Raw genomic sequence first — 13,363 nt, 5'->3', positions numbered from 1 at the left:
GCAGTAATGTTATACCCTAAGAAGTTACACTTTATGGAGGTTGGTACGAATATCAAAGAGTCTGATTGGAAAGTTTTTTGCGAAATAAAGAGTGAAGCAGCGAAAGTGTTTTGTGCTCGTCAACTAGATGAAGCTATCAAAACGATTACTGATGAATCAGAGCCTGTAGGGGAAAGGTTCAACTTTATGTGTCAGCACTCTAAAGAATCTCAAAAGCAAATGAAGTCTATCTTTGATGGCCACTCTCGAAGCCGTGCATTTATCCAGCTCATGTAAATATGTGCGGAAGGCTTGGTTGCACCAGAACAATTCGAACGCCTTTCAGAGGAACTCAAAAAAGACATTACGAGTATTCTAGAAAGAAGAGCCTAAGGAAGTTTGGCTAATCAGGCCGCTTCTTTTTCATAACTGCAACCATCTCAATATTCCTCCTTTTTATTCGCGAATTCGGATATCCGCTACAATTTTGCCTCGGCAACCTCACTTATACGAGTTTTATTATACGAGTTGTATTGAAAATCTTAGAGTTACTCGTTTTTTTCTCCTTCAAAACGCCGTTTATTTTTAATAATTAGCACTAGAATTTGGATTGAGATTTCTTCCAAAAAAGTGTCAACGTTACTTTGTCAATAAAATCTCTCCCTAGCTCTTTAAATCCGTGCACTCTAGGTGAACTGAAAGTGTCACCTAGAGTGCGCGAGGGTGGGGTTTGCGGGAGTTTATGCTTGTGATGCGACCAGAGCCCCACCATCACAAATTCTTGGCCCCAAATGCTTTAATATTTATGGTTTTGTATGTGTGTTCGAGTTGTTATTCGGATTCCGAATCCATGATTTTTGGCCAGAGAAGCCGAGTGTTATGTTTTGAAAGTGAGTGTGCGGATCAGTGAGTGCCTATAGGCCTTTAAAGTTCTTAATACTGGATGAGTAGGTTTACTTGCTAATGGCTAGTTCTGGCGTGTTATGTCATTAAATGAGAGTTGAAGGGTTGGATTGGAAGATGGTGTTAAGAATGAACGAAAGGCCAGAAGTGTTTTCTTGATCGCCTTTCAGTGTTGTTTGATTAGCCTAGAGTGTATTACGCGGTGGTAACGTCTTGTCCAATACACAGGAATGTAATTAGGCGGCTCTCAGCGATTTTTAGTTATGCCAAAGGAGTCGTCCCATTATTGATGACGATATTCGTTTTGAAGTGCGTACAAGGCCATACAAGTAACATTCTAGATGCTAGTCGGTTTTGTCTTTTTGTTTGAGTAGTGTGTTGAACCTAGCGAAAAAGCGGTCTAGTCTTACTGTTAGAAAAACTACTGTATAAGTCCACCTTTCGTCCACCCTTAATCCACCCAAGCAAGAACGGGATAAAGTGGGGAAGAGGAAACTTGATTATTTTCAGTGTATTGCGCGAGATTTACGACGTTTTTGATGGCTCAAAAACGGTGAAACCCCGATGTTGGTAGCATCGGGGTTTCGAATTTCTAGATTTCTCGACTGGTAAGATCGATTATCTTTTCTATGCAGAAGGCTGGATTAATCCAATCTTATTCCTTGGTAGGGAATTAGATACGGATGAAGTCCATGTGCTCAACTTTTGGCTTGAACGCGTGACGTTGAACGTCTTGTGGCTTAACCTTAACTTCTGCGCCGTCAATCAGTAGAGTGATTGCTTCGTAGAATTCAGGCTTATCCATTTGGTTGATCACTTCAGCGTGAACAAGTTCGATAGCTACAGCTTCAGCTTCGCCACCGTAGATTACAGCTGGGAATTTACCAGCGTGACGTAGGCGGCGGCTCGCACCTTTACCTAGTTCAGTACGTACTACTGCTTCAAATTTCATAGTTTTACTCTCAAATTAGTAAAAATTAACTTCACACCTCAATGCGACCTTGAGTGTGTGGTAATGCTTAAACATAAAAGTTCATGCTTAAGCGAGCGCGGATACTAACATCACATTCCAATATGAGCAAGTCAGAAGCCCACCTCAAAGTGAATTTCCTTCAATAATGGGTTCGTTTGGAGATAAAACGTTCGCTAACGCTTGTTTAGTGCATTTTAACCCCTTTTACATCGCCATTCTTATCTATTTATATCACCGCTAAATCATCAAGTTAATGAACGGAAAATGAATGTTTGCCTAAGACTTGGTTAAGGCTTAGTTCGTTAATCTTAGTGTTAATTAAACAGCAGAATGAATAGGTGAAAATATGGAACCGGTAAGCATTGTCGTAATTACGCTAAACGAAGAGAAACGCATTAGCCGCTTAATGGAAGAGTTGAGCGTGCAAACCCACCAAGAGTTTGAAGTGATTGTTGTCGACTCAAACAGTGAAGACAACACCAGAGAAGTGGCACAAGCTTATGAAAACGCTTTGCCAAAATTGACTGTTCATCATATGGAAAACCGTGGTGTGAGCCTTGGCCGAAACACAGGAGCAGCATTGGCGCAGTACAACAGAATTCTTTTTTTAGATGCCGATGTGAGCTTGCCTCGAAACTTCCTTGCAAAAGCGCTTTATGAACTAGAAGAGAACAAGCTTGAGGTTGCAGGTGTGTACATGAGTTCGAAAGGTTTGCCGCTTGTGCACAAGTTTGGTTACGGGCTATTTAACGCAGGCCTGTTTACTACCCAGTTCTTTTTCCCTACGGCGATTGGCGCGTGTATTTTCTCGACGAAACGAGCACATGAAGAAATCGGCGGTTTCGATGAAGAGATCGTACTGTGTGAAGATTGTGACTACGTCAAACGTGCAAGTAAGACATGGCGCTTTAGGTTCCTAAATATGACTTTTGGGTTTGACCCACGTCGATTAGATCAAGATGGCGTTGTGAAGACAGGCTCTACTTATCTTAAAGCCAATGTAAGACGCTTCTTTAAAGGCGAAATGCGTAACAACGAGATGAACTACAAGTTTGGTCACTACAAAGAACAGTAAGCATTGAGGTTGTTATGTTTGATGGACTAGGGCTGTTTCTGGGAGCATTAGGTGATGCTCTCATTGGCCCAAACCTATTTGTACCGGGAGAGCCCTTTTTTATCGCAGCGGGCTTTCAACTGTATTCAGGTGCATGGATGGCGTTGGTTTTGGTAATGCTAGGTGGTTTGCTTGGCGACCAACTCAGTTATTTCATTGGTTATAGATACGGTGCTAAGGCGCAACGAAGGCTTATTAAGTTTCGCCCTAAAACCAAGAGACTAATTGCGCGCTGCCGCTATTTGGTTGCTCGTAAAGGTACATACATCATTCTTTTTGCTCGCTTATTAGGGCCTATCGCTTGGGTAGTGCCATTTATAGCGGGTTCGCATCGTGTACCGTGGCGCAATTTCAGTGTGTTGGCGTTTATCGGCTTGGCCCTTGGTGGAGGGCAGTTCATTGCTTGGGGTATGTTATTGGCGCACGGCGTTGAAAACTTTCCGTGGCTTAATAGCCTTAAGATATTTATCTCTGAGCATAATAGTTTGATCGTCGGTGTGTTCGCGGTATTGGTTTTCACTATTATTGGTTATCGAATGAAGTGGCGACGCTTGGTTCTTAAGTCGAGTGCGCTGTTGTTAGCGTGGATATTGTTTGCGAACTACGCCCACTTTTTCTGGAAAGCGGATGATTTTCAGAATCAACAAGAGACGGCTCAAATAAACAAAGTAGACTGGAATTCGGTATCCTATAAAGCATTCCCAGGGAAATCGTCATTCTATTCAGCACAAGCGATCAACGTGATTTATGTTGGATCAACCCCAAGAGATTTAATGCAGCAATTAGGTTGGGTAGAGAATCTAACCTTTTCTAGAAATGAGATTGAATGGGCTGGTTATCTCGCATTGCTCAGAGACAAAACGCCGCCAGTGTCCGATTTGTATTGGCGAGACAAGCCGCAAGATATGGCTTTTCAATTGCCGGGTAATTTGATGAAGCGTAGTCATATCCGCTGGTGGCGTGCTGGTGTTGATATTCAAACTAATCAGCCTCAGTGGTTAGGAGCAATCAGCTATGATGATGGCCTTAAAGTCACCCCTTACTCAGGTATTGTGACCATACTTCATAACATTGACCCTAATGTTGATGAAGAGCGAGATAGGCTCGCTAATCAGATCCGGACGTTATTGCCGGATATTGAGTTAGATAAGTATCCATTGGCAACTGTGGAAGTGATCGATGAAGATCATGATTATTATACTGATGGTAGAATTTTAATGATTGGAGCAACGACCCTGAGTGATGATTCCCAAGTTTTGGATGTTGCTGTGAACGATATATAGAGTTGTATATAAGGTCGATAGAACTAAGCCCTAGCATTACGCTAGGGCTTATTGTGTTTAACTTTTACTTAGCTTGTTCAGCCTTTACTTATTTTAAGCACCAGAGAGGCTTTTAATCCGCCCATTGAGCTCTTGCTGAGCGTTAAGCTGCCTCGGTAACTGTGCGCCATTTCATTCACGATGTTAAGCCCCAAGCCTGTTCCTGGTGTGGTTTCATCGAGTCGAACGCCACGTTTGGTCACTTGCTCAAGTTTCTCTTCAGGAATGCCTTGACCATCATCTTCAATCACCAATTCTATGTTGCCATCGTCGAGTTCATTTGCATGGACTCGAATAATGCTGCTCGCCCACTTGTAACTGTTTTCGAGTAGGTTACCGACCATTTCATCAAGATCGGTTTTTTCTACCGCCACTTCAATCTCAGAGTCTAGCTCGTTAATCATGGTGACTTCATTGGCGGCATACACTTTATCAAACGCCATTGAGATCGCTTCGACACGCTCGCAAGGTGAAGACTTCACAGAAAGAATGTTCATTGCACCCGCCATACGCGCTCGGCCAAGGTGATAATCTATTTGGCTTTGAATCTGATGAATGGGCTGTTGCAGCAGTGCTTTGTCATCCTCTGGAAGTCGCTCTATCTCATTTTTTAGAACTGAAAGCGGTGTTTTCAACGCATGAGATAGATTTCCTGCATGGTTTCTCGCTCGCTCTAATAACTCTTGATAGTGGAAGAGTAGGGCATTGAGGTCAGAAACTAGCGGAGAAACCTCTTTAGGGTAGTTATCGCTTAATCCTTGCTGCTCGCCGTTTCTTAACATTACCAGTTCACGTTGCATCTTGCTGAGTGGCAATAACGACCAACTGACTTGAATTCCGATCAACATAAGCACGCCAACAAACAAGAGCATTAGAATCAGCCAAACTTGGCCAGTAAGCTCGGCCAGTGTCGACTCTAATGGGTCCTCATCAATACCAATGGTGATTGTGACAGGGTCGGTGAGCTCTGGCAGATAGATATCCTGCTCGATGTAAATCAGTTTTTCTTTCTCTGGCCCTTTGACTGACTTGTGAATTGGGGAACGCTTAATGGTGAGGTCTTTGTCCCATAACGAGCGAGATCGAATGATCTGATCTTGGGTAGCAGCGCGCCAATAAATACCACTGTAGGGCTGGTTGAACCTAGGATCAGACAGACGCTCTGCCATGATCAGGTTACCACTGTCATTGGTTTCGATATTGGCGGTTAACTCATCCATGGTTAAGCCAAGCTGCTGTTTCATGTCATCGACGAGGTAGTCGTTAACCAGTTTTGGAATCCCTACTCCTGCCGCTAATATCATCGCACCTAGCCAAAAAGCCGCAGCAAGGAGCAGGCGGCTTTTTAGACTGATGTTTTTAAGTGTTCGTTTCTTTAGATTCATGCATTTCCAGCCTGCCTTTGCTCATCGTGACTTATCGTATTGCGATGATCAGAACAGGCTGTCCACTTAATGGGTGAGTGTGCTTGATTGACGATTGCTCTAAGCCAAGTTAACTATTTTTTAGTTTAACTAGCTATTTTTTGTTTAATTAAATATAGGGCTATTCAGCATTCAGTTGGTAGCCAAGGCCACGAACGGTTTTGATGATCTTTGGTGCTATTTTCTTACGGATTCGACCAATAAACACCTCAACCGTGTTCGAGTCGCGGTCGAAGTCTTGTTTGTAGATGTGCTCAACCAGTTCTGTGCGCGAGATAACCTTGTTTTGGTTATGCATGAAGTATGCAACGACTTTATATTCCAGCGCGGTAAGGCTAACCGCTTGGCCTTGCCACAACACTTTAGAACTGCGTGTGTCTAAGCTTAGGTCGCCGATTTGAAGAATAGGTGCTGCGCTGCCTGAAGCACGGCGCAGTTGAGCACGAATACGGGCGATAAGTTCAACCATTTCGAATGGCTTAGTTAGGTAATCATCTGCACCTGCATTCAAACCCTCAACACGCTGAGTTAGGGTGTCACGAGCACTTAAGATAATCACTGGTGTGTTAATGTTTTCGTCTCGAATGCCTTTTAATACGGTAAGGCCATCAAGCTTAGGCAGGCCTAAATCGAGGACAATCGCGTCCCATTCTTCTGACGTTGCACGGTAGAGTGCGTCGATACCATCTTGAGAAAGCTCTGGAACCCAGTCAGCACCCTCTAAAGTTTCAATAATTTGTTGACCCAAACGAGGCTCGTCTTCAACGACTAAAATTTTCATAATTGTTCTTCTTAATTCTGGTAATGATTATTCGTTGTGCTTAATGGCGTTTTTAAAGTTGCGACCTTCAATCTTTAGCATTTCTAACGTTTCGGCGTTGTATTCAACTTTGATTATGTTGTTTTGGAAGTTAATTTTTAGCTCATACACCCAAATATCATCATCTTCTTCTAGTTCGACTTTAATGATTCGACCATGAAGATCGTTTTCAACCGCTGCATACATTTCTGAGAAAGGGCGAATGTAGCCTTCTCGTACGGCTTCATAGACTTCGTCTTGATCTTCTTCAAATTCAATACGTGTTCCTGCTTTATGGACATCTTGTACTAAGTCATGACCATTATGGTGTGAGTCAGCCCATGCACCAGCGGAAACAAATAAGCCTAAGCTTATAGAAAACAAAGAAATCATAGCTTTACTAAACATAGCGAATCCTAGAGAAGGTTGATAGCGTTCAGTATAAAAAAGTAATTCTGAACAGAAAGTGAACCTGATTAATAATGAGAATTTGAACCTAAAAACTTCAAACTTATTGGCTAAAGACTTTATAACTGCTGACTAACCATTGAGTGTTAAGAACATAATATCTAGCGTTGTTGAAGCTCGTCTTCGAATATCTTGTCTCTCATTTTCCAAAAGCGTCCGACTTTTCGTGCAATCACGAATTGAGGTGGCCGGAATCTGTGTTGGTGAGCAACCACTTTCGTTGGTGACGCTTCTTCAAAAGGGCGGTGTCTGTCGGCAAGGTGAGGGCGAACAAACTGGTCTTTGAAGTTCTGCTTCTGCTTTTTAGTGGTTAATGACCAAAACTCATGCACTTGCGCTTGGTTTTCACCGCGATAGGTGACTTTAAGTTGTGATTTACCTTTATCGTCTTTAAGCACGTTGAGGTCCATTTCTAAACACTCGAATACCAAAGCATCTTTTAGGTTCAGTGCCTCTTTAAGTTTTTTGTCTGGGTCGACTAAGGTTGCGTCGCACTCATGACAAATACGCGCGGCAATGTCGTTATCGGCCCCACATTCACCACAATATTTCGCTCGGAAGCGATAATTACAGTGTTCGCGTTCGCCCGTGTCTTCATCGGTAAAGTAGCCTTGGCATTTACGACCAAAGTGCTCAAGCAAGAAGCCATTACTGTCTAACTTGCCCCAAAAGTTATTATTGAAGCCGCACGCCGGGCAAGGGATGGTGATAATCTCACTGTCTGAATCGGGTTTAGGGTCGCCCACTTCAGGTTGGTATAGATCGTAACTGTTGCCCGCGTAGTCGAGCACCAAACACTCTTTCTTTCCGGGAGACAAACGTAAGCCGCGGCCAACAATTTGTTGATACAAACTGATGGATTCTGTCGGACGCAAAATCGCGATTAAATCGACATGTGGCGCATCAAAACCTGTGGTTAATACCGATACGTTAACCAAGAACTTGATTTTACGTTCTTTGAAGTCGCTGATTATTTGGTCGCGTTCTAGTGTCGGCGTATCGCCAATCACAATTGAAGCTTCACCTTCTGGCAATAAGCCGAGGATCTCTTGCGCGTGTCGAACGGTCGCAGCGAATACCATGATGCCTAGTTTGTCTTGGGCTAGGTGAATAATCTGATCGACAATCTGTGGTGTCGCTCGTTTTGATTGTTCGATCACCATATCAAGTTCGGCTTCTTTGTATCGACCCGTGCTCGCGGGTTTTAATTGTGAGAAGTCATAACTCAATACTGGCGCATCTATCATGCGAGCTGGTGTTAAGAAGCCTTCGTCGAGCAGGTAGCGAATCGGTAACTCGAAAATACAATCTCTGAAGAATCTTGGTTCTTCCGAGCGCACTTGCCCACGAGTGTGGTATTGATAAATCCAACCCATCCCAAGACGATACGGGGTAGCCGTTAATCCAAGCACTTTGATGCCAGAATTATTCTCACGCAAGTGAGTGATTACTTTTTGATAGCTACTGGTCTTTTCATCGGGAACACGGTGACACTCATCTATCACCAATAGTGAAAATTGGTTAGAGAATGAATCAAGATTTCGCACCACAGATTGCACCGAAGCAAACACGACTTGTTGGTCGGTCTCTTTACGTCCTAAACCCGCAGAGAAGATCGAACCCTTCAACCCGTAGCCTTCATACTTTTCATGGTTCTGCTCAACCAACTCTTTTACGTGAGCAAGTACCAGTACACGGCCTTTCGCAAGCCTTGCCAGTTCTGCAATCACAAGGCTTTTTCCTGCCCCCGTCGGAAGCACGAGAACGGCCGGAGTTTGGTGTTTTCTGAAGTAATGAATCACTGATTTTACAGAATCAGCTTGGTACGGGCGGAGTGTATACATATCGCGTCTTGTAAGGTGGAAAACAAATAGTGTGAAATAGCTCAACTAATTGAGCAAAGGTGACTATAATACCCGACTTAGATTAGTTGAGGTATTCATGCGTTTAGATAAATTTCTGTGCGATGCATTAGGCGTCACTCGAAGAGAAGCAACACACTTATTAAAATCCAAGGCAGTGACAGTTAATGATGTCATTCAAAAAAGCGGTTCACTCAAGGTAACTGAAGAGTGCGTTGTGGAATGGCAAGGCAATGAACTGAATGTTCACGGCCCACGTTACATCATGCTTTATAAGCCAGAAGGCTTTGTTTGTTCGCATGAAGATGGCGCAAATCGTATCGCGTTTGAATTACTTGATGAAATCAAAATGGACAAGCTGCACTTTGCTGGCCGTCTAGATATTGATACAACGGGTCTTGTGTTGATTACTGATGATGGTAAGTGGTCTCACCGTATCACATCACCAAAGCATAAGTGCGAAAAGACGTACCGTGTGTGGTTGGTTGAACCGGTTGAAGACGATTACGTTGAAAAATTCAAAGAAGGCATTCAGCTTAAGAGCGAAGATGGCCTAACACTTCCAGCACACCTAGAAGTTCGTGCAGAACGCGAAGTATTGCTAACGATTCATGAAGGCAAATACCACCAAGTTAAACGTATGTTTGCTGCACTTGGTAACAAGGTAGAAGCGCTGCACCGTGAACGTATTGGCGAAATTGAAATGGACGAATCTTTAGAGCTAGGTGAATACCGCTACCTAACGCAAGAAGAAGTCGACTCTATCTGGAAGTAATCCTTTCTATAGTGGATGTAGCCGACCAAGGATAGCGTCGGCTGATTATTTTGACTGGTACTAGGACTGTTTCAGCCATTATTGCTGTGCGCATATTCGTGTATAACTGTGCGTATTCGTGTATCACTGTGTGCATGCTCGTGCACAAATATAACCTAGTACTTAGCCGGAGAGTTATGCAAACATCGCCCCCACAGAGCCCAAGCTCCCAACCAGAAACCCCTCAATTAGGCTTAGTGCTGTTTTTGATTCTAGGTGCGATTGGTGCACTTACTCCGCTAGCCATTGATATGTATCTGCCAGCGATGCCAACGATCGCCAAAGATCTTGGTGTTACGGCGGGTGAAGTACAAATCACGCTAACAGCGTATACCGCAGGTTTCGCGTTGGGGCAGTTGCTGCATGGCCCGTTGGCAGATAGCTACGGTCGTAAGCCAGTACTGCTTATTGGTGTGTTCTTGTTTGCTATCGCGTCTATGGTGAGTGCGACAACACACGGCATTGAAGCGCTGACTTACATCCGTACCGCTCAAGGTTTTGCTGGTGCTGCTGCGGCCGTTATCATCCAAGCGGTGGTAAGAGACATGTTCGATCGTGAAGATTTCGCAAGAACCATGTCTTTCGTTACTTTGGTCATGACAGTTGCGCCATTGGTTGCTCCGATGATTGGCGGTTACTTAGCGTTGTGGTTCGGCTGGCGCTCAATTTTCTGGGTACTGGCTATTTTTGCGGTGATCGTGATCTTAGCGGTATCGATGAAGATCCCAGAAACGCTCCCCGCAGAAAAGCGACAACCACTGCGCTTTAAAACAACGATTCGTAACTATGCTCGACTGTGTAAGAACCCAACGGCGATGGGCCTGATTTTCTCTGGTGCATTCTCTTTTTCAGGCATGTTTGCGTTCTTAACGGCTGGCTCATTCGTTTACATTGATATCTATGGTGTTCGCCCTGATCTGTTTGGCTACCTGTTCGGCCTGAACATTGTTGCGATGATCTTGATGACGAGCATCAATGGTCGAATCGTTAAGAAAGTGGGCTCTCACGCTATGCTTAGAGTGGGCTTAACCATTCAACTGTTTGCGGGCCTAGGCCTACTCGTCGGTTGGATGCTGGATATCGGTTTGTGGGGTATTGTGCCGTTTGTGATGCTGTTTATCGGCACACTGTCTACTATTGGTAGTAACTCAATGGCACTGCTTTTAAGCGGATACCCGAATATGGCCGGCACAGCGTCTTCGCTTGCGGGCACATTAAGATTTGGTACAGGTTCTGTGGTGGGGGCAATTGTTGCAATGCTACCAAGTGACACTGCAGGGCCAATGGCTATGGTGATGGCAGTATGTGCAATACTGTCAGCATTACTATATTGGACATTAGGAAAGAAGGCATAATGTCAAAATACTATATTGAAATTCAGAAGTTAGTGAACGATGCGTTAGGCGAACTGTACGCTCTACATAAGTCAGGTAAAGCGATCGATGCGCCTATCGCGAACAATCTTTACCTTGTTCGCTGGGTAACAAAAGCGATTAAGTCTCAAGCTTATGATCGTGTGATTGTGCCGGACTTGGTTCGCTGGCAGAAACAGGGTCGCTCAAAAGGCAACAACTCTGATTTAACTTTTACCTTTAAACGTATTTCTGCGTTTTACGGACGTTTTTTCCCTGAAGGCGAAGAGCCTAAAGCGCTAAAAGACAGTGATGTTGAAGCGTTCATGGACAAAATGTACGAGATGGGGTGGAGCGTATCGAGTGAAGACGAGCTAACGACTGGCGGCAAGATCCAATTCTTCACCGATGGTGAGCACTCTTTTGCTTTGTGTGGCAAACAGTGTGACGACTCTTTCGACGGTGAGTTGATGGTTAAGCCAATGAACTGGTTTGTTCGTGGTAACCACGCTGAGTTTATCCAAGCTGCGATGGAAGCAGGTTTTATGCTTCACAAAGTGACGGACTATAAGTCTGCAGTGAAGTATCACGGTGAATACATCGTTTACCCTGCTAACCAAGGTAACCAATTGGCTGAGATCCCAATTAGCGTTATTGGCTAGTCGCGGATTCGGGATACGAGATGAAAGATACGAAGAGCGGAATTATCCGCTCTTTTTTGCCTCTCATCGCGCGTGTCGCTAATTTTCTGTTAAGTCTTTTCGCATCTCGATACTCGAATCCCGTATCCGCTTTTAGTCTTTTCACATCTCGTTACTCGAATCCCGTATCTGCTTTTAGTCTTTTCGCATCTCGTTACTCGAATCCCGTATCTGCTTTTAATCTTTTCGCATCTCGACACTCGAATCTCGAACCTGCTTCTAATCCTGCTCTTTAGCCTGCTTCTCAATCGCCTTCACCATGCCTTTAAAAATAAACAGGTGAGCTGGCATCATCGCAAACCAATACAGTAATCCTAGAAAGCCCTTTGGATGCCACCAAGCCGAGATGTTCAGCTCGCGAAAATCACCGTGGTCAGAGACGGTAATCTCGAGTCGCCCTAAACCGGGGCCTTTCATACCGAAAAGCAGAGATAAAAACTGATTCTCTTCACAGCGAATGACCTTCCATGAATCGATTTTGTCACCGACTTTTAGGTTGGGCCCTTCTGGCATTTGACGAACAGGTACGCCGCCACCGAAAAGAACATCCAACCATTCGCGTGTGCGCCATAAAGTGTTAGCGAAGAAGTAACCTTGCTTCGGGCTTCCGATTTGCTGAGCAACATGCCAAAGCGATTCTAGTGATGCACTTGAGGTGATACTTGCGCCTGTTTTCTTCGGGTAATAGCCATACCCAGCTTGCCAGCGTTTGAAGGCGGTTTTGTCAAAACCCCACACATTACTCTTTACGAAGTTGCCTTCAGAATGAATAGCTTGCTCAACCATATTCTCGAACGAGATAAGCTTCTGTGGGTACTTCTCTCTAATGGTGGTCGAACTGGCGACAAAATCGTGTTTTAAGCCTGCGAGAAGCGCTCTGCCAATGTTGGACGGTACAGAAGTCACCACGCCTAACCAATATGAAGCAATCTTTGGTGTCAGTAGCGATGTCGCCCATAGCCTGAGTGGACGATCGGCAGTTTTGGCAATATGAGCAAACTGGTTTCGGTAAGAGACAATATCCGGCCCACCAACTTCGAAGATTTGGCTTTCTATAGGCGTGTCTTGTGCTAGCTTCAGCAGATAGTGGTTCAGGTTCTGCAATGCGATAGGGTTTGCTTTAGAATCGACCCACTTTGGCGCAATCATAATCGGCAAGTTGTACACAAAGTCTCGCATGATCTCGAATGCCGCAGAGCCTGGGCCTATGATCACGCCTGCTTGAAGTTCGGTTATCGGTACCTGCCCTTTACGAAGTAGTTCACCGGTTTTCTTTCTCGCTTGAAGGTGCTCTGAGTCACCAGTTTGAGGCTGCAGCGAGCTTAGATAGATAACGTGCTGGTTTTTAGGGCCAAGTGCAGAGACAAAGTTGCGAGCTAGGTTTAACTCGTAATCAATAAAGTCGTGGCCTTCTGCCATTCCATGGACAAGGAAGAAGATAAGATCAAAATCGGGGACTAAGGCTTGTGTCGCGGCTTGATCAGCCAGGTCAAGATACTTTAGTGATAAGTTTTCGTGAGGCTCGGTCCGTGCCTTTAAATAGTCGATATGCCTTGCTGCTGCCGTGACTTGATAGCCTTGCTCAAGCAGAAGAGGGAGGAGTTGCGAACCAACATATCCAGAAGCGCCTAAAACCAGTACTTTCTTCATTG

General features: G+C 44.5%; 11 protein-coding genes and 1 pseudogene. 6 read left to right on the top strand and 6 right to left on the bottom strand.

Annotated elements, in window-relative coordinates; translation table 11 throughout:
* Nucleotides 1–33 precede the first annotated feature (33 nt).
* Nucleotides 34–372 (top strand): annotated as a pseudogene (locus ATB74_RS17835) (hypothetical protein).
* A 1,183-nt stretch (nt 373–1,555) separates the two neighbouring features.
* On the opposite strand, the gene rplY reads toward ATB74_RS17835, so the two are convergent.
* Nucleotides 1,556–1,834, bottom strand: coding sequence for a 50S ribosomal protein L25 (gene rplY / locus ATB74_RS17830; RefSeq protein WP_048658383.1), 279 nt, complete (start codon nt 1,832–1,834; stop codon nt 1,556–1,558).
* A gap of 367 nt (nt 1,835–2,201) precedes the next feature.
* Here rplY and ATB74_RS17825 point away from each other — a divergent pair, with 367 nt between their 5' ends.
* Together ATB74_RS17825 and ATB74_RS17820 are read left to right on the top strand one after the other, a co-directional pair.
* Entirely contained in the window at nt 2,202–2,930 is a 729-nt protein-coding gene (locus ATB74_RS17825; protein ID WP_060982761.1) for a glycosyltransferase family 2 protein, read from the top strand.
* 14 nt (nt 2,931–2,944) lie between these two features.
* A complete protein-coding gene (locus tag ATB74_RS17820) occupies nt 2,945–4,252 on the top strand; it encodes an LssY C-terminal domain-containing protein (RefSeq protein ID WP_061019308.1) in 1,308 nt (435 codons plus the stop codon).
* 77 nt (nt 4,253–4,329) lie between these two features.
* Here ATB74_RS17820 and ATB74_RS17815 read toward each other — a convergent pair whose 3' ends face one another.
* From ATB74_RS17815 to ATB74_RS17800, 4 genes are all read right to left on the bottom strand, one after another.
* The gene (locus ATB74_RS17815) at nt 4,330–5,676 is read right to left on the bottom strand and encodes an ATP-binding protein (RefSeq protein ID WP_061019307.1); all 1,347 of its coding nucleotides are present in this window, start codon (nt 5,674–5,676) and stop codon (nt 4,330–4,332) included.
* Between the two features lie 160 nt (nt 5,677–5,836).
* A complete protein-coding gene (locus ATB74_RS17810) occupies nt 5,837–6,496 on the bottom strand; it encodes a response regulator transcription factor (protein WP_017060377.1) in 660 nt (219 codons plus the stop codon).
* 27 nt (nt 6,497–6,523) lie between these two features.
* Entirely contained in the window at nt 6,524–6,922 is a 399-nt protein-coding gene (locus ATB74_RS17805; protein WP_061019306.1) for a PepSY domain-containing protein, read from the bottom strand.
* A 161-nt stretch (nt 6,923–7,083) separates the two neighbouring features.
* Nucleotides 7,084–8,826 (bottom strand): DEAD/DEAH box helicase, encoded by a 1,743-nt coding sequence (locus ATB74_RS17800; RefSeq protein ID WP_061019305.1) that lies wholly within the window; start codon nt 8,824–8,826, stop codon nt 7,084–7,086.
* A 97-nt stretch (nt 8,827–8,923) separates the two neighbouring features.
* On the opposite strand from ATB74_RS17800, the gene rsuA reads away from it, so the two are divergent.
* The 3 genes from rsuA (at nt 8,924) to ATB74_RS17785 (ending at nt 11,672) form a co-directional block, all read left to right on the top strand.
* On the top strand, nt 8,924–9,619 hold the full coding sequence (gene rsuA, locus ATB74_RS17795; RefSeq protein WP_017060380.1) for a 16S rRNA pseudouridine(516) synthase RsuA: 696 nt from the start codon (nt 8,924–8,926) through the stop codon (nt 9,617–9,619).
* Between the two features lie 98 nt (nt 9,620–9,717).
* Nucleotides 9,718–11,013 carry a Bcr/CflA family multidrug efflux MFS transporter gene (locus tag ATB74_RS17790; RefSeq protein WP_432215308.1) on the top strand — a complete coding sequence of 432 codons (1,296 nt, stop codon included), beginning with the start codon at nt 9,718–9,720 and terminating at the stop codon, nt 11,011–11,013.
* Nucleotides 11,013–11,672 (top strand): DUF2913 family protein, encoded by a 660-nt coding sequence (locus ATB74_RS17785; RefSeq protein WP_010441495.1) that lies wholly within the window; start codon nt 11,013–11,015, stop codon nt 11,670–11,672. The genes ATB74_RS17790 and ATB74_RS17785 overlap by 1 nt, the downstream gene beginning before the upstream one ends.
* 258 nt (nt 11,673–11,930) lie before the next feature.
* Here the strand turns inward: ATB74_RS17785 and ATB74_RS17780 are convergent, their stop codons facing one another.
* Nucleotides 11,931–13,361 (bottom strand): DUF2867 domain-containing protein, encoded by a 1,431-nt coding sequence (locus ATB74_RS17780; RefSeq protein ID WP_061019304.1) that lies wholly within the window; start codon nt 13,359–13,361, stop codon nt 11,931–11,933.
* Between the last annotated feature and the right edge of the window lie 2 nt (nt 13,362–13,363).

It is taken from the genome of Vibrio splendidus (assembly GCF_001557875.1).
GTDB lineage: Bacteria > Pseudomonadota > Gammaproteobacteria > Enterobacterales > Vibrionaceae > Vibrio > Vibrio splendidus_F.
This window is presented reverse-complemented; position numbering and strand designations above follow the sequence as displayed.